Below are 16307 nucleotides of genomic sequence, written 5' to 3'. Positions count from 1 at the left end.
TCACAGGATCAGGTCACGTAATTCATCAGGCATCGCGCCAGGTTGTTGAATGGCAGCAAGGTCCGCATCAGCAAGTGCGTTCCAGGCGTCCTCGTCCCACAATTGAAACTTGTTGAGTTGCCCCACGAGCATTACGCGCTTATCCAACTTGGCATATTCGCGAAGACGCGGCGGGACCAGAAAACGTCCGCTGCCATCCAGCTCCAGATCGACTGCATTACCAATCAAAAGCCGCTGCAAACGGCGGTTTTCTTCACGAAACGTTGCCAACTCACGAAGTTTGGCTTCAATCAGTTCCCACTCGGAAAGCGGATAAAGACACAAGCAGGGGTCGACAGCGTCTATGGTCACGATCAACTGGCCGGCGCTACGCGAATCCAACTCGTCGCGATACCGGCTCGGCATAGCGAGACGGCCTTTGGCATCGAGATTGATCGCGTTGGCACCACGGAACACAGGCGCATTCTCCAAATATTAGCTTTTTGCGCTCAAAAAACCCACTTCGTGCCACTTTCTGCCACTTGCGCACACTATAGGAATGCGCCTGCCACACCGTCAAGGCACGCTCTCAAGGAAAAGCCTTACATTTCGCAGATTTAGGAGTGGTATTGGAGGGTTTGAGCTAATTTACGGAGGGTTCTGACAGACGAATCCCACTCAACTCAATCCGCTAGGGCTTGAAGTTAAAGTGATTTGTGAGGTTTAAGATTTTTTTGGTATTAAGAGTGGCTTTTGCTGATGAAAAGCAGAGGGGATAAAAAGGTGGAGAGTCGATCTGTAAGCCGGGTTCTGTCGAGGACAGTCATTCCTCTACGACGGCCATCACTGGACGTCTTTAGCAACCTACCCGGTTCCAGCGCGGGCCACGCCTAGGAACCCTATTTGGTCTTGCTCCGAGTGGGGTTTACCTTGCCACGAACTGTTGCCAGACGTGCGGTGCGCTCTTACCGCACCTTTTCACCCTTACCGGCACCGAAGTGCTTAGGCGGTTATTTTCTGTGGCACTTTCCGTAGGCTCGCGCCTCCCAGGCGTTACCTGGCACTCCGCCCTATGGAGCCCGGACTTTCCTCCCCCCCTTGTTGCGGAACAACAAGAGGCAGCGACTGTCCAATCGACTCTCCGCCGACAAGGTTAGCGGCACATGCCATCCAGAACAAGCTTTAAAAGCTTGCGTGGCCTGTGTGAGCTATTGAAAAACCGGCATTTCTCATTCTTTCTGCTTGTCCAGGGCAACCTGATAAAGCAGATTCTTGCGCACCCCGGTGATCTCTGCAGCCAGCGCAGCGGCGCGCTTCAGCGGCATTTCCTCAAGCAATAGATCCAGAATCCTGCGCGCCTCTGCGCCGATCACATCCTCGTCTTCAGGCGGCGTCCAGCCTGCGACCAGCACGACACACTCACCGCGCTGCTGATTGCTGTCCGCCTCGACGAAGGCGCGCAACTCACCCAGTGGCAGCCCCTTCAGGGTTTCAAACGTTTTGGTTATTTCACGCGCCAGCAAGGCTGGTCGACCTGCGCCGAACACCCGCTCCATGTCCTGCAGGCATTCCAGAATGCGATGCGGCGCCTCATAAAAGATCAGCGTACGGGGTTCTTCCTTTACCTGCTCAAGCCTGGCCTTGCGTCCGACCGCCTTGGCCGGCAGAAACCCCTCGAAGATAAATCGATCCGACGGCAACCCCGCTGCAGACAGCGCAGCGATCAAGGCGCAGGCACCCGGCACCGGCACGACAGGAACACCCGCAGCACGCGCCTGACGCACAAGGTGGTAGCCAGGATCGGAAATCAAAGGCGTGCCCGCATCGGAAATCAGTGCGACATCATCCCCGGCCAGCAATCGCGTGATAAACCGGCTACCCTCATCCCGTTCGTTATGCTCATGGCAGGCGGCCAGCGGGGTGGATATGCCGAAGTGTTGCATCAAACGCGACGAGTGACGCGTATCCTCTGCCGCTATCAACGCAACCTCACGCAGAACCTTTAGCGCACGCACGCTCATGTCATCCAGATTGCCGATAGGCGTAGCCACCACATAAAGCGAGCCAAGGGTGGAATTCGAAGCAACCGGGACAGTCAAAGCGCAGACCTCATGTTTATCAAGCAGGGCGTCATAAACGACGCATTGTACAGGCAACGACCCCGATCAGCGTTTTACGCATCAGGGAAGCCTATAAAAAAGGAGTAAGGACACATGATCTTTGTTCAAAGCCGCATGAAGACGCATACCCCGGTAACAGGGATTGCTGGATAGAACACTCTGTCACAATCAATATCACGCCTTCGAAGTCGCGCCCTGGCCAGTGCTTGGGTACAATTCGCCGTTAATTCGCTCGAGTATCAGGAACACATCAATGATCGCCTGCCTGCGGCTGTTCTCTGCCCTCTGCCTCGCTGCCCTTCTTGCAGCCTGTGCCAGCTCGCCCTCGTCCAGCCTTGGCGAGCTTCCTCGTACTCCTGATGCCAGCATCGAGCAACTGCTCGATCAGGCTGCGGCTGCCAAAACGCCTGAACAGGCGGCAACACTGCGCCTGAGCGCTGCCGACCTGGCCAACCGCCAGAACGACGCGGGGCGCGCCGCGCAGATTCTTGCCCAAGTGCAGATGGATCAACTCAAACCCGGCCTGCAGGTATTCGCCAGCACGCTGTCCGCCGAACTGGCGATGGGCCGCAACCAGCCCAAGGCCGCTCTGACCGCCCTGAACCACCCAAGCATGCAACGCCTGGGTGAGCTCTCGGTCGAGCAGCAGGTGCGCACCCATATGGTCAAGGCCCGCGCCCTGGAAGCTGACGGTCAGGTCCTGCCCGCTGCCAATGAGCGCGTCTTTGCAGGTCCATTGCTGAAAGATGCCGAAGCCGCCGCCAACAATGATGCGATCTGGAAACTGGTTTCCTCACTGCCTGCCGAACAACTGCAAGCCAACGCGACCGGCGACATGGGTGGCTGGCTGAGCCTTGCGCGCTCGGTTAAAGGTGCAGGCACACTGGAACAGCAGCAGGCCGCCATCGACACCTGGAAAGCACAGAACCCACAACACCCTGCCGCTCTGCAACTGCCAACGACACTCGCCCAACTGCGCGCCCTGACCAGCGAACCGCTGACCAAAATCGCATTGCTGCTGCCGCAGGATGGTCAACTGGCTTCCGTTGCAAAAGCACTGCGTGAAGGCTTCATGGCCGCACACTATCAGGCTCAGCAGGCAGGCCAGAATCCTCCGGCCATCCAGGTCTTCGACAGCTCGCGCCTGACGTCGATGGATGAGTTCTATCGTCAGGCTCAGGCGGCGGGCGTTCAGCTGGTGGTCGGTCCGCTGGAAAAGAATCTGGTCAAGCAATTGAACAGCCGCGAGCAACTGCCTATCACCACGCTGGCGCTCAATTACAGCGATGCAGGTAACGAAGGCCCTCCCCAGCTGTTCCAGTTCGGTCTGGCGGCAGAGGACGAAGCACGTGAAGTTGCACGTCGCGCCTGGGCGGACGGCAAGCGCAGCGCAGTTGCCATGGTGCCTAAAGGCGAATGGGGCGACCGCGTTCTGGATGCTTTCCGCAAGAGCTGGCAAGCCAAGGGCGGCACCCTGATCGCCGCTGAACACGTTGACCAGCCGGTCGAACTGGCCCAACAGGTTGCCGATCTGTTCCAACTGCGCAAGAGCGAAGGTCGTGCCCAGCGCCTGCAAAGCACGGTAGGCACCGACGTCGCAGCGCAACCGAGCCGCCGTCAGGACATCGACTTCATGTTCCTGGCCGCCACACCGCAACAGGCCCAACAGATCAAGCCGACCATGGTGTTCCAGTACGCAGGCGACGTTCCGGTCTATGCCACCTCGCACCTGTTCACCAACAGCAACGATCACGCCCAGTACATGGACCTGAATGGCGTTCGTTTCTGCGAAACACCCTGGTTGCTCGACGCCAACGACCCTTTGCGCCAGCAAGTGACCGCTCAGTGGCCACAGGCATCCGGCAGCCTGGGTCGCCTGTACGCGATGGGCATCGACGCCTATCGCCTGGCTCCGCGCCTGGGCCAGCTCAAGACCATGCCTGACAGCCGCATTGACGGACTGTCCGGCAGCCTGAGCATGAACCCTGGCCGCCGGGTCGAGCGCCAGCTGCCTTGGGCAGAGTTCGTGGACGGCAAGATCCAGCGCCTGCCGGACACTGCACCTTGATTGCAGGCAACACCCGTCAACAAGCAGGGCGCGAGGCCGAGGCCTACGCCCTGCAGCATTTGCAACAGCAGGGTTTGCGGCTCATTGCCCAAAACTGGTTATGCAAACGTGGCGAGCTTGATCTAGTCATGCTCGACGGCGATACAGTAGTATTCGTCGAAGTTCGCTACCGTCGCCATTCCGGCTGGGGTGGCGCGGTGGAAAGTGTCGATTTTCGCAAACAGGCGAAGCTCGTCACCGCGGCACAGCTCTTCCTGCAACAAGAGTCAGGCTGGGCACGCTATCCTTGTCGTTTCGACGTGATCGCGGTTGAAGGAGCTCCAGGCGACTCGACTCCCTTGAACTGGATCAAGAGCGCTTTCGACAGCTGACAGGCACGCAGCGCAGTCATGACCGGCAAGAAGCCATTACCATTACCGATTTCGCTATTGCTTTGCGGGCTGCACACCGGCAAGCCGGGCAGCCGCCGTACGCTCTAATTAAGGTCACATTGATGGACATGCAATCCCGGATTCGCCGGCTGTTTCAAGCCAGCATCGATACCAAGCAACAGGCGATGGAAGTCCTTGCACCCTTTATCGAGCAAGCCAGCCAGGTCATGGTCAATGCCCTGCTCAACGAAGGCAAAATGCTTTCGTGCGGCAATGGCGGTTCGGCAGGCGATGCGCAGCATTTTTCTTCCGAACTGCTCAACCGGTTCGAACGTGAACGCCCCAGCCTGCCAGCCATCGCACTGACGACCGACAGTTCGACCATCACCTCGATCGCCAACGATTACAGCTACAACGAGATCTTCTCCAAGCAGATCCGCGCACTGGGTCAGCCAGGCGATGTGCTGCTGGCGATTTCCACCAGCGGCAACTCTGCAAATATTATTCAGGCCATCCAGGCCGCACATGATCGCGAAATGATTGTCGTAGCATTGACGGGACGCGACGGTGGCGGAATGGCTTCGCTGCTGCTGCCGGAAGATGTGGAAATTCGCGTGCCGGCGACCGTTACGGCGCGCATACAAGAAGTCCATCTGCTGGCGATTCATTGCTTATGCGATCTGATCGACAGCCAACTGTTCGGGAGTGAAGAATGACCCCTAATCGTCTTAGCCTACTGGTTCTGACACTGTGCCTGAGCGTGACCGGATGCAGCTCGGTCATTACCGCAAGTCGCGACAAGCCGATCGAGGATGATCGAGGCACACGCACTTTTGGCAGCAAGATCGATGACTCACTGATCGAAACCAAGGCGGCGGTAAATATCTCCAAGGCCAACCCTGACCTGGCCGAAGGCTCGCACATCGTCGTCACCAGCTTCAACGGCATCGTGCTGCTGGCCGGCCAGGTTCCACGCGCAGATCTCAAGGCCATCGCCGAACAGGCTGCAAGCTCCGTACAACGCGTCAAGAAGGTCAACAACGAGCTGCAGGTCATGGCGCCCTCCTCGCTGCTGGCCCGCAACAACGACGCTTGGCTGACCACGAAAGTCAAAAGTCAGATGATCGCTGATGCGTCCATTCCCGGCTCACGCATCAAGGTCGTGACCGAGAACGGCATCGTGTTCCTGCTGGGTCTGGTGACTCAGGACGAAGCCAACCGCGCCACCAATCTGGTGCAGGGCGTGTCCGGCGTGCAGAAAATCGTCAAACTGTTCGAGTACATCGACTGACAGCCAGACGGCAGACATGAAAAAGGCGATCCTTGCGGATCGCCTTTTTTATTTCACCACTTTAAGGCTCGGCCTGCCCGTTGGGCGAGGCGGCTCGCTGTCTGGCGGCGTGTCGTCGCCGTCATCCAGCTCGATCTCTTCATCTTCCTCAAGGGAAGGCTCCAGATCGAAAACCATCCCCTGGCCGTTCTCGCGGGCATAAATGCCCAGAATCGCACCGACAGGGACGTAAAGGGTATGGGGCACACCGCCGAAGCGGCCTTCAAAACTGACGGCTTCGTTATCCATGTGCAGATGACGCACTGCACTTGGCGAAACATTCAGGACAATCTGTCCGTCATTGGCAAACCCTTGAGGGACCTGCACGGACGGGTACTCCGCATTGACCAGCATATGCGGGGTGCAATCGTTATCAACGATCCACTCATAAAGAGCACGAACCAGATAAGGGCGACTGGAGTTCATCAACGGCTCCTTAAGCCTTAGCGCATTTCACGTTCGGCGGCAGACAGACTTGCCTGAAAAGCCTCACGCGCAAATTGGCGCTCCATGTAATCAAGCAGCGGCTTGGCAGGCCGCGGCAATTCGATACCCAGAATCGGCAGACGCCAGAGTATGGGCAGTAGACAGCAATCGACAAGACTTTGCTCGTCACTCAGAAAAAAAGCCTTATCCGCAAACAATGGAGAAACCCCTGTCAGGCTCTCGCGCAATTCCTTGCGCGCCTGCACACGTGCCGGCTCCTTGCTACGCGGATCAAGGATCAGATCCACCAGCCCGCACCAGTCACGCTGGATCCGATGGATCAGCAGACGGCTGTTGGCACGCGCCACTGGGTAGACCGGCAACAGCGGCGGATGAGGATAGCGCTCGTCCAGGTATTCCATCACCACTGTGGACTCGTACAACGCCAGATCGCGATCGACCAGGGTTGGCACGCTGCCATAGGGGTTCACTTCAATCAGCTGTGGCGGATGACGCCCGGCCACAACATCAATGATTTCAGCGCTGACACTTTTCTCGGCGAGCACAATGCGCACACGATGTGAATAGTGGTCGGCGGGGTCGGAGTAACAGGCCAACCGGTTGGTCACGCCCATGGCGATCCTCCTCGCTTGTTGAAATTTATCGGACAGGGTGAAAAGCCCGCCCACAGAAAGCCTTTGATATGAGCGCAACAGGGCAGGTGCTCACTGCGGGCGACACGATAGCTCATTTACGCCCGTTAAATTCTGTAATCTTGCTCGGCTACGCTGTTCACCGCGTATTTGACTCACATTGCGACCGCGATGACGCATTCAGGCAAGGCTGGCATGACACCCGCTCAATGAACATCTTTCCAGTATTCACGTTTGAGCAGGTAAACGAAGACCAGCAGGAAGGCCAGATACAACAGCACATAAGTACCAATACGCTGATGCCGAAGCTTGACGGGGTTGGCTGAATAATCGAGAAAGGTCACCAGATTCCTGATTTTTTCATCGAACTGGGCAGGCGTCAGACTTCCGGATCCCGGAATGATCGTCAGTTGATCACAAGCCTCATGAGTCAAAGGCGCGCCACTCAACGGATCATATTGTTTTTTGCCATCCTCCTCGGTCTGCACCTGCTTGCAGCCGATCACCTGACGCCCCTGCAGCCCCACCAGCACATTCGGCATGCCGACATCAGGGAAAACCTTGTTGTTGACACCCCAGGGCCGCGCCGGATCCTCATAGAACGAACGCAGGTAGCCATAGAGCCAGTCGGTGCCCCGGACACGCGCCACCAATGTCAGATCGGGCGGTGCAGTGCCAAACCAGGCCTTCGCATCTGCCGGCTGCATACCGGCCTGCATGTGATCGCCGATTTTGGCGCCAGTGAATACCAGCTTTTCCAGCATCACCTCATGAGGAATACCCAAATCGTCGGCGACACGCTCATACCGCTGATACTTGGCGCCATGACAGCCCATGCAGTAATTGACGAAGGTACGCGCCCCATCCTGCAAGGCAGCCCGATCAGACACATCGATATCGACATGCTCAAGCGGCGCGCCACCCTGCGCCGCGAACACCAGTACCGGCAGCGCCGTGAAGATCAACACAGCCAGAAGTTTTCTCATGACCCCGTCACTCTCTCCGGAACCGGCCGTGCGCGCTCCAGCCGGGTGTAGAACGGCATCAACAGGAAATAGGCGAAGTACAGACAGGCACATATCCGCGCCACCACTGTCCCGCCCGGCGTAGGCGGCTGAACCCCCAGATAACCGAGCGTGACGAACGACACACAAAACAGGATCAGCGCCAACCGGCTGATCCAGCCCTTGTAGCGCATGGACCTGACCGGACTGCGATCGAGCCACGGCAGCACGAACAGCACCGCAATGGCTGAACCCATCGCCATGACGCCCATCAGCTTGTCAGGCACGGCGCGCAGAATGGCGTAGAACGGCGTGAAGTACCATACAGGCGCAATGTGCTCCGGGGTCTTGAATGCGTTTGCCGCCTCGAAATTGGGCTTCTCCAGAAAGTAGCCGCCCATTTCCGGAAAAAAGAACACCACCGTACAAAAGACGAACAGAAACACTACTACGCCGACCAGATCCTTCAGCGTGAAGTACGGATGAAAGGCGATACCGTCCAGAGGCTTTCCGTTTTCATCCTTGTGTTTCTTGATGTCGATGCCATCCGGGTTGTTGGAGCCCACTTCATGCAGCGCAAGGATGTGCAGCACGACCAGCCCCAGAATCACGATGGGCAGCGCCACAACATGCAGCGCGAAGAAACGGTTGAGGGTAATGCCAGACACCAGATAGTCGCCACGGATCCACTGAGTCAGGTCGTCGCCTATCACAGGAATCGCACCGAACAGCGAAATGATCACCTGAGCGCCCCAATAGGACATCTGCCCCCAAGGCAGCAGATAGCCCATGAACGCTTCAGCCATCAGACTCAGGTAGATCAGCATGCCGAAGATCCAGACCAGCTCTCGCGGCTTCTGATAAGACCCGTAAAGCAGGCCGCGAAACATATGCATGTACACGACGATGAAGAAGGCCGAAGCGCCTGTCGAGTGCAGCAGCCGCAAAATGGCCCCGTATTCGACGTCGCGCATGATGTACTCAATCGAGGCAAACGCGCCTTCTGCCGTAGGCGTGTAACTCATGGTCAGCCAGATACCGGTCAGTATCTGATTGACCAGCACGAGCAGCGCCAGCGAGCCGAAGAAATACAGAAAATTGAAGTTGCGTGGTACGTAATATTTGCTGAGATGGTCCTCCCACATTCGTGTGGCGGGGAAGCGCGCATCGATCCAGTCCACCAGCCTGCCCATTACACACCCTCCTGATCGACGCCAATGACGATGACCGTGTCCGACTCATAAGAATACGGGGGGACAGGCAGATTCAGGGGCGCCGGTTGAGACTTGTATACCCGACCGGCCAGGTCATAGTGAGAGCCATGGCACGGACAGAAATAGCCGCCCACCCAGTCCTTGCCAAGGTCGGCAGGGGCCACTTCAGGACGGAATGTCGGTGAGCACCCCAGATGAGTGCAGATGCCCACCAGCAAGACGATATCCGGCCTTATCGAGCGCAGCGCCGGATCGACATAGCGTGGCTGGACTGACGCCCTGGACTCGGGGTCCGATAACAGCCCGGTCAGCTTGCCCAGATTGTCCAGCATTTCAGGACCGCGCCGGAGAATGAACACGGGCTGGCCGCGCCATTCGGCGACCATCTGTTGGCCCGGCTCTATCTTGCTGATGTTGACCTTGACCGGCGCGCCTGCTGCACGAGCCCTGGCGCTCGGAGACCATGAGCCCACAAACGGAATCGCAGCCCCCGCGGCCCCGGCCGCACCCACCACGGACGTGGCAGCCACGAGAAAGCGACGCCGGCCCGCATTCACGCCGTCATTGCTCATTCAACCTTCTCCCATCAGCGATCCGGCCTGTCGAACGCAGGCGTCAGTCTGATAACAATTTAGCTGTTATAAACGCTGCCGGAGGGCAAAAACACCCTTCGGCAGACGACCGCCTCAAAAGCGCGGCAAGCTGTAAATCAGACGTTACAGCCCGAGACATTCCGCGCAAAACATCCAACAGATAAAACCCCGGCCCATAAAAAAACGCCCAACTCGTAAACGAGGTGGGCGTTCTTTTTGAACGAAGAACGAATTAACGCTTCGAGTACTGCGGACGCTTACGCGCTTTACGCAGACCGACTTTCTTACGTTCAACTTCACGAGCATCGCGAGTCACGAAGCCTGCTTTACGCAGCGCGCCACGCAGGGTTTCGTCGTACTGCATCAGAGCGCGAGTGATACCGTGGCGGATTGCGCCAGCCTGACCACTTACACCGCCACCGATAACGGTGACGTAGATGTCGAACTTTTCAACGGTCTCGGTCAGTTCCAGCGGCTGACGAACTACCATGCGGGCAGTTTCGCGACCGAAGAACGATTCCAGAGTGCGGTTGTTGATCGAGATGTTACCAGTACCCGGACGCAGGAAAACGCGTGCGGTTGCGGTCTTGCGACGGCCAGTGCCGTAATTTTGAGTCGCCGACATAATGAACTATTCCGTTAAAACTTCAGTTCTTGGGGCTGCTGAGCAGTATGAGGGTGTACAGCGCCCGCATAGACTTTCAGCTTACGATACATGTCGCGACCCAGCGGGTTCTTAGGCAGCATGCCTTTGACCGCGGTCTCGATCACGCGCTCAGGAGCTTTGTCGATCAGCTTTTCGAAGTTGATCGACTTGATCCCGCCCGGAAAACCGGAGTGTGAGTAGTAGATCTTGTCGGTAGTCTTGGCACCGGTAACGCGGATCTGCTCGGCATTGATCACGACGATGTAGTCGCCGGTATCAACGTGCGGAGTATATTCCGGCTTGTGCTTGCCACGCAGACGGCTCGCGATTTCGGTGGCCAGACGACCCAGGGTCTGACCAGCAGCGTCGACGACGAACCAGTCGCGCTTAACTGTTTCCGGTTTAGCAGTAAAAGTTTTCATTCTTTATAGCCTCAGGGGCCGCCCTGAAAATGAGACGGCGGATCTTACTGAATAGTGCGTACTTTGACAAGTCAAAGGCAGCCGGAAACAGACGCTATCGGGGGCTCGGGTCAGCGCGTCCGTTATACGGCAAGATTCTTCGGCAGACGGCGCATCACTTCCACTGCAAAGAGCTGGCGGATTATACAGGCTGAAAAAATAACCTCAACCGCTTTTTCGTTCACGTTCTGTTTATTGCTCCGAACCGCTGCGATGAAGGATATTTGGCACCTGTAATCCAGCCTTCGGAAGGTACACAGACCTCGGGCGGTCTGCGACCTGACTGGACACGCCCGAGAAAAAATAAGACGATCCAGCCGTTGATTGACCATTTACCCATATAAGAATAAAGACTATGCCAACCCAATACTCCACGCCCCTGCGGCGTGTCAGCATTCTGGCCACCGACAAGGTGTTTGCCTCGACCCTGATGCAGGCCAAGGACTTCTTCCACCTGGCAAGCCTCAGGTACAGCAGACAACTGGGACACGGTCTGGTCCCGGCCTTCGAAATACGTCTCGTCAGCCCTGACGGACAACCCGTCGACAGCTTCAGCGATGTCACGCTCCCGGTGGACGGCGATCTTTGCCAGAGCGACATCATCGTGATCCCGGCCTTCTGGGACGATTTCGATGCGCTCTGCCAGCGCTACCCGCAAATTCTGCCCTGGCTGCGCGAGCAGCATGCCCGGGGCGCAGTGCTGTGTGCAGAGGCCACCGGCGTGTTCTGGCTCGCCGAGGCCGGACTGCTCGACGGCAAGGAAGCGACCACCTACTGGCGCTTCTTCAATCAGTTCGCCGAACGCTACCCGAATGTGCTGCTCAATCAGGAAAAACACCTGACCGACGCCGACAACCTGTATTGCGCGGGCGGCACCACCTCCGCCTGCGATCTGTACATCTATCTGATCGAGCGCTTCTGCGGTGCGAATGTCGCGCAGGCCGTGGCTCGCGACATTCTTTATGAAGTACGGCGCACCTACTCGCCAGGAAGAATAGGTTTCGGCGGTCAGAAGCTGCATCAGGACGTCATCATCCTGCAGATCCAGCATTGGCTGGAGGAACATTTCGCTGACAAATTCCGCTTCGAAGATGTGGCAAGGGAACACGGCATGAGTATTCGCAACTTCATGCGCCGCTTCCAGACTGCGACCGGTGACAAGCCTTTGCATTACCTGCAACGCCTGCGCATCGAAACGGCCAAAGGCCTGTTGTCCGGCTCACGCAAAAGCATCAAGACCATCAGTTACGAGGTCGGTTACGACGACGCCAGCTTCTTCGCGCGCTTGTTTCGCCAGCACACCGAACTGTCACCGAATCAGTATCGCCAGCAGTTTCAGCAGGCAGCCTGACGGTTCAACACTCCATCATGCAAAGACGAAAAAGGCCTGCAATGCAGGCCTTTCCGTATCCGAACACAAACCGTCAAGGCTTGTGCGCACGTGACAGAAACTCATGGGACTGCATTTCCAGCAAACGGCTCAGCGTGCGCTGGAATTCGAACATCAGTCGACCGCCGGTGTACAAATCCTTCAGCTCCACTTCGGCAGAGATGATCAGCTTGACGTTGCGATCATAGAATTCGTCGACCATGTTTATGAAGCGACGGGCGATGTCGTCCTTCGAGACGTCCATCTGCTCGACACCACTGAGCAGCACGGCGTGGAAAATCTTGCCCAGCTCGATGTAGTCGTTCTGGCTGCGCGGGCCGTCGCACAACTCGCGAAAATCGAACCAGGCCACGTCGTCACAGGTGCGCAAGGCGCGAATCTCACGATTCTCGATTACCAGAACGTCGTTCTCGATGGTTTCTGCGCATTCCGGCGTCAGCGCCTTGAAGCTTTTACGCATGCTGTCCTGCGCCGCTTCATTGAGCGGGAAGTGGAACAGCTCGGCCTGCTCCAGGTGACGCAGACGATAATCAACGCCACTGTCGACGTTGACGATGTCGGTATTCTGCTTGATCAACGCGATGGCCGGCAGGAAGCGTGCGCGTTGCAGGCCATCCTTGTACAAACCGTCAGGCACGATGTTGGATGTGGCGACCAGCGTCACGCCGTTCTTGAACAACTCTTCCATCAAGGTGCCAAGGATCATCGCATCAGTGATGTCGGACACGAAGAATTCGTCGAAGCAGATCACTCGCGCTTCATCGGAAAAACGCCTGGCGATAATCGTCAGCGGGTTTTTCTCGCCCTTGAGGGTCTTCATCTCTTCGTGCACGCGCTTCATGAAGCGGTGGAAGTGAGTACGGACCTTGTCCTTGAACGGCAGTGCGTCGAAGAAGGTATCGACCAGATAGGTCTTGCCGCGCCCTACTCCACCCCAGAAATAAAGGCCTTTGACCAAGGCAGGCTCTTTCTTGCCAAACAGCTTGCCGAACAGGCCGGGCTTGCTGTCATGAGAGGCGACCAGATCGTCGTACAGGCGCTGCAAATGACGCACAGCATTCTCCTGCGCGGCATCGTGGAAAAAGTCCGGGCGCTTCAGATCAGCTTGATATCGTTCTAGGGGCGTCATATTCGTTAGCAAGGCAACAAAAACGGGCCGTCACTGTAACGACGACCCCGAGGAATGGCAATCAGTCCTGTTGAGGAGCAAGTGCCGACTTGAGTGTCTGGATCGCGTTGTCGCGTGCAGCAGCATCGGCAAATACCGGACTGTCTGCCACGCAGGCGCCATCCAGCCAGAGCGTGAAGCGATCAGCTTCGGTGCGCAGATCGAGCGCAGCGCCCTGCTGCAACTGCTTGCTCACCGCACCCGCCGCCTTGCCATCGGCAAAATGGCGCGATAACAGCAACTGCTCACCATCGGCCGCCAGCAGACGGAAGCGGAAGCTACCATCGTCTTCACGGAAGCTGACGAATCGCGCACCCTTGGCGGCTTTCTTCTTGCCGATATCGGCACCCTGCACCACAGTACGGAACGAGCGCAGGCCGACGGCTTCACGCAGCTCACCCAGGAACGGCGTGGCGACGCGACGAGCCTTCTCGGCCCCTGTCAGCAGAATGTCTTCCAGATCAGCGGGACGCTCGATCAGGCCCAGATACTTCTCACGCTTCTCCGCAAGCTCAGCGTCCAGCAAAGTGAACAGACGATTCTTAGCCTCACCCCAGCCAAGACCGTCCAGCAACTCGACACGGAACGCTGCGCATTGTTCGGGCGTGGAGAAGGCCTGATACAGCGTGAACAGATGGGAATTGTCCGGATCCTTCGCTTCGCCCGGCGCGCGCGAGTCCGTGACGATGCGCGAAATCGCATCCTTCATCTCTTTGGCGCTGCTGAACAGCGGGATGGTGTTGTCGTAGCTCTTGGACATCTTGCGACCGTCCAGACCCGGCAGGGTCGCCACGCTCTCTTCGATCAGCGCTTCGGGCATGACAAAGAACTCCTTGCCCTTGCCGAACAGGTGATTGAAGCGCTGGCCAATATCACGTGCCATCTCGACGTGCTGAATCTGATCGCGACCCACCGGAACCTGATGCGCGTTGAACATCAGAATGTCCGCAGCCATCAGCACCGGATAGCTGTACAGGCCCATGGTGATGCCGGAATCCGGGTCTTCGCCACTTTCGACATTCTTGTCCACCGACGCCTTGTAGGCATGCGCACGGTTGAGCAACCCCTTGGCGGCCACACAGGTCAGCAGCCAGGTCAGCTCAGGAATTTCCGGAATGTCGGACTGGCGGTAGAAAGTCACTCGATCGACGTCCAGACCCGCAGCCAGCCAGGTCGCTGCGATTTCCAGACGCGAGCGCTGAATGCGCAGCGGATCATCGCACTTGATCAGCGCGTGGTAATCGGCCAGAAAATAGAACGAATCGAAGCCGCTCTGACGGCTGGCAACGATGGCCGGGCGGATCGCGCCCGCGTAGTTGCCCAGATGGGGGGTGCCGGTGGTCGTGATACCGGTCAGGATACGAGTGGTCATGGCAGGTCGCTTATCTATGGGCTGCAATCAATTGGAGAGACGCGGCAGGATCAATTCTTTGAGATCGGTCAGCTTGCCGTGAAAAAAGTGTCCGCATTCTGCCACTTTCAGCAGCTCATGGGGACGCTGCAGCGCAGCCGACCAGGCGTAGACCGTTTCCGGGTCGATGACTTCGTCGGTTTCGGGTTGAATCACTGTCAACGGGCAGTTTTGCGGCAGCACGCTTTGATCCTGCAGGCGCGAAGCGGCGGCAGCGACCAGAAACAGATGCTTGAGCGTTTCACCCTGGGCTTCGAGCCGGCCGCCCAGATTCGCTGCGACGTATCCGCCAAAGGAAAACCCGAACAGGGTCATGGGCAGGTCAGGGTGTTTTTCACGCAGCCATCTGGCGGCAGCCTGTGCGTCGTCTATCTCGCCAGGCCCTGCGACCGACGTTCCGGCGCTGGCACCGACGCCGCGATAATTGAAACGCAGCGTGATCAGACCTTCGTCCCGCGCAGTACGCTGCAACGTGGAGACGACTTTATTGAGCATCGTTCCACCCTGGATCGGGTTAGGATGGCAGATCAGTGCGACGCCTCTGGCATCGGGTACGTCCTGATACAGTGCTTCGATCTGGCCCTCGGGGCCATCGATGAATAGTGGGGTTTCGCGCATGAGCAAAAAAGAACTCCGTGACCTCGAAATGGGTCGACTCGTCTAGCTGATTGTCTGTGGCTTGCATATCAACGACACGTCGCGGGTATACAGCGCAGGTTCGAGCCGTTAACGTAAAGCAAAGCCGTTTATAGAGGAAGGACTCGTGGAACACTCGCTCTTAGTCTGGTTGCTGCCGACTCTCGCCCTGGTTGCCGGTGTCGTCATTGGTTTCCTGGTCGCACGTCTGCTGCCCAACACCGTTCCGAACAGCACCCAGCGCCAGCTGGATGACATTCAGGAGCGTTTCGATACCTATCAGAACGAGGTGGTCACTCACTTCAACAGTACGGCTAACCTGGTCCAGAAGCTTTCGCAAAGCTATCACGACGTACAGGAGCATCTCGCCGAGGGCGCCAATCGTCTGGCCCTTGACGAGCTGACCCGCCAACGGCTGCTGGCCGCTCTGCACCCGGAGGCCAACCAGGCTCCCCGCGACCGCCTGACACCGCCACGCGACACCGAAGCCCCGAAGGATTACGCGCCAAAATCGCCTAACACCCCGGGCATGCTGGACGAGCATTACGGTTTGAAGAAGTAAGTCTTCGGACGGCACTACCAACAGCCCGCCATTTATCGCAAATGGCGGGCTTTTTTAATTATGGCAATTGCCGTCAAGGAAAAGTCCTACAACTTTCAAAGAAGCTGGCAACTGTATTATTTCCGTGCACGTCCATACGATCTCCAGAAAAAGGGAGAGCGTATGAAAACCATCAAAATACTGGCGACATGCCTATTGCTGGCAGGCTGCGTTCCGGGCGACTGCACGAAGGACTGTTACATTTTAAGAAACATCGATCTTGAACTTAGTTACAA

Annotated in this window: 18 protein-coding genes and 1 other RNA gene; 6 read left to right on the top strand and 13 right to left on the bottom strand. The window is 57.5% G+C overall.

Features of this window, described 5'->3' with window-relative positions:
* The 3 genes from mraZ to rsmI all read right to left on the bottom strand — a co-directional run bounded on the left by mraZ (window position 1) and on the right by rsmI (window position 2078).
* Window positions 1-456 carry a division/cell wall cluster transcriptional repressor MraZ gene (mraZ, locus tag JTJ32_RS13500; RefSeq protein ID WP_004881513.1) on the bottom strand — a complete coding sequence of 152 codons (456 nt, stop codon included), beginning with the start codon at window positions 454-456 and terminating at the stop codon, window positions 1-3.
* 306 nt (window positions 457-762) lie between these two features.
* Window positions 763-1120: RNase P RNA component class A (gene rnpB / locus JTJ32_RS13495), an RNA gene on the bottom strand.
* Window positions 1121-1208: 88 nt separating this feature from the next.
* On the bottom strand, window positions 1209-2078 hold the full coding sequence (gene rsmI / locus JTJ32_RS13490; RefSeq protein WP_099226308.1) for a 16S rRNA (cytidine(1402)-2'-O)-methyltransferase: 870 nt from the start codon (window positions 2076-2078) through the stop codon (window positions 1209-1211).
* 274 nt (window positions 2079-2352) lie between these two features.
* Between rsmI and JTJ32_RS13485 the strand changes: the two genes are divergently transcribed.
* From JTJ32_RS13485 to JTJ32_RS13470, 4 genes are all read left to right on the top strand, one after another.
* A complete protein-coding gene (locus JTJ32_RS13485) occupies window positions 2353-4167 on the top strand; it encodes a penicillin-binding protein activator (protein ID WP_099226309.1) in 1815 nt (604 codons plus the stop codon).
* A complete protein-coding gene (locus JTJ32_RS13480; protein ID WP_371682127.1) occupies window positions 4167-4538 on the top strand; it encodes a YraN family protein in 372 nt (123 codons plus the stop codon). The genes JTJ32_RS13485 and JTJ32_RS13480 overlap by 1 nt, the downstream gene beginning before the upstream one ends.
* A 122-nt stretch (window positions 4539-4660) precedes the next feature.
* A complete protein-coding gene (locus tag JTJ32_RS13475; protein ID WP_025996304.1) occupies window positions 4661-5254 on the top strand; it encodes a phosphoheptose isomerase in 594 nt (197 codons plus the stop codon).
* Window positions 5251-5829 (top strand): BON domain-containing protein, encoded by a 579-nt coding sequence (locus JTJ32_RS13470; RefSeq protein ID WP_004881518.1) that lies wholly within the window; start codon window positions 5251-5253, stop codon window positions 5827-5829. Before JTJ32_RS13475 ends, JTJ32_RS13470 begins: the two co-directional genes overlap by 4 nt.
* Before the next feature lie 48 nt (window positions 5830-5877).
* Here the strand turns inward: JTJ32_RS13470 and JTJ32_RS13465 are convergent, their stop codons facing one another.
* The 7 genes from JTJ32_RS13465 to rplM form a co-directional block, all read right to left on the bottom strand.
* Window positions 5878-6294, bottom strand: a complete 417-nt coding sequence (locus tag JTJ32_RS13465) for a ClpXP protease specificity-enhancing factor (RefSeq protein ID WP_025996305.1) — start codon at window positions 6292-6294, stop codon at window positions 5878-5880.
* Between the two features lie 17 nt (window positions 6295-6311).
* Window positions 6312-6929, bottom strand: coding sequence for a glutathione S-transferase N-terminal domain-containing protein (locus JTJ32_RS13460; protein ID WP_099226311.1), 618 nt, complete (start codon window positions 6927-6929; stop codon window positions 6312-6314).
* A 224-nt stretch (window positions 6930-7153) separates the two neighbouring features.
* Window positions 7154-7933 (bottom strand): cytochrome c1, encoded by a 780-nt coding sequence (locus JTJ32_RS13455; RefSeq protein WP_210042334.1) that lies wholly within the window; start codon window positions 7931-7933, stop codon window positions 7154-7156.
* Window positions 7930-9144 (bottom strand): cytochrome b, encoded by a 1215-nt coding sequence (locus tag JTJ32_RS13450; protein WP_210042333.1) that lies wholly within the window; start codon window positions 9142-9144, stop codon window positions 7930-7932. The genes JTJ32_RS13455 and JTJ32_RS13450 overlap by 4 nt, the downstream gene beginning before the upstream one ends.
* Window positions 9144-9737, bottom strand: coding sequence for a ubiquinol-cytochrome c reductase iron-sulfur subunit (gene petA, locus JTJ32_RS13445; RefSeq protein ID WP_099226314.1), 594 nt, complete (start codon window positions 9735-9737; stop codon window positions 9144-9146). Before petA ends, JTJ32_RS13450 begins: the two co-directional genes overlap by 1 nt.
* Before the next feature lie 253 nt (window positions 9738-9990).
* Window positions 9991-10383, bottom strand: coding sequence for a 30S ribosomal protein S9 (gene rpsI, locus JTJ32_RS13440; protein ID WP_004881524.1), 393 nt, complete (start codon window positions 10381-10383; stop codon window positions 9991-9993).
* 14 nt (window positions 10384-10397) lie between these two features.
* Window positions 10398-10826, bottom strand: coding sequence for a 50S ribosomal protein L13 (gene rplM / locus JTJ32_RS13435; RefSeq protein ID WP_004881525.1), 429 nt, complete (start codon window positions 10824-10826; stop codon window positions 10398-10400).
* A 493-nt stretch (window positions 10827-11319) separates the two neighbouring features.
* Here rplM and JTJ32_RS13430 point away from each other — a divergent pair, with 493 nt between their 5' ends.
* Complete coding sequence (locus JTJ32_RS13430) at window positions 11320-12216, top strand: GlxA family transcriptional regulator (RefSeq protein ID WP_180274241.1); 897 nt, start codon at window positions 11320-11322, stop codon at window positions 12214-12216.
* Window positions 12217-12289: 73 nt separating this feature from the next.
* Here the strand turns inward: JTJ32_RS13430 and zapE are convergent, their stop codons facing one another.
* The 3 genes from zapE to JTJ32_RS13415 form a co-directional block, all read right to left on the bottom strand.
* Entirely contained in the window at window positions 12290-13384 is a 1095-nt protein-coding gene (gene zapE, locus JTJ32_RS13425) for a cell division protein ZapE (protein WP_210042332.1), read from the bottom strand.
* 61 nt (window positions 13385-13445) lie between these two features.
* Window positions 13446-14795: a tryptophan--tRNA ligase gene (locus JTJ32_RS13420; RefSeq protein WP_210042331.1), complete on the bottom strand. Its 1350-nt coding sequence runs from the start codon at window positions 14793-14795 to the stop codon at window positions 13446-13448.
* Window positions 14796-14822: 27 nt separating this feature from the next.
* The gene (locus tag JTJ32_RS13415) at window positions 14823-15452 is read right to left on the bottom strand and encodes an alpha/beta hydrolase (RefSeq protein ID WP_184321200.1); all 630 of its coding nucleotides are present in this window, start codon (window positions 15450-15452) and stop codon (window positions 14823-14825) included.
* A 145-nt stretch (window positions 15453-15597) separates the two neighbouring features.
* Between JTJ32_RS13415 and JTJ32_RS13410 the strand changes: the two genes are divergently transcribed.
* Window positions 15598-16032, top strand: a complete 435-nt coding sequence (locus JTJ32_RS13410) for a Z-ring associated ZapG family protein (RefSeq protein ID WP_083183647.1) — start codon at window positions 15598-15600, stop codon at window positions 16030-16032.
* Window positions 16033-16307: the final 275 nt, after the last annotated feature.

It is taken from the genome of Pseudomonas alliivorans (assembly GCF_017826695.1).
In the GTDB taxonomy this organism is placed as follows: domain Bacteria; phylum Pseudomonadota; class Gammaproteobacteria; order Pseudomonadales; family Pseudomonadaceae; genus Aquipseudomonas; species Aquipseudomonas alliivorans.
The sequence above is the reverse complement of the archived record's forward strand: the minus strand, read 5'-3'. Positions and strand labels throughout refer to the sequence as shown.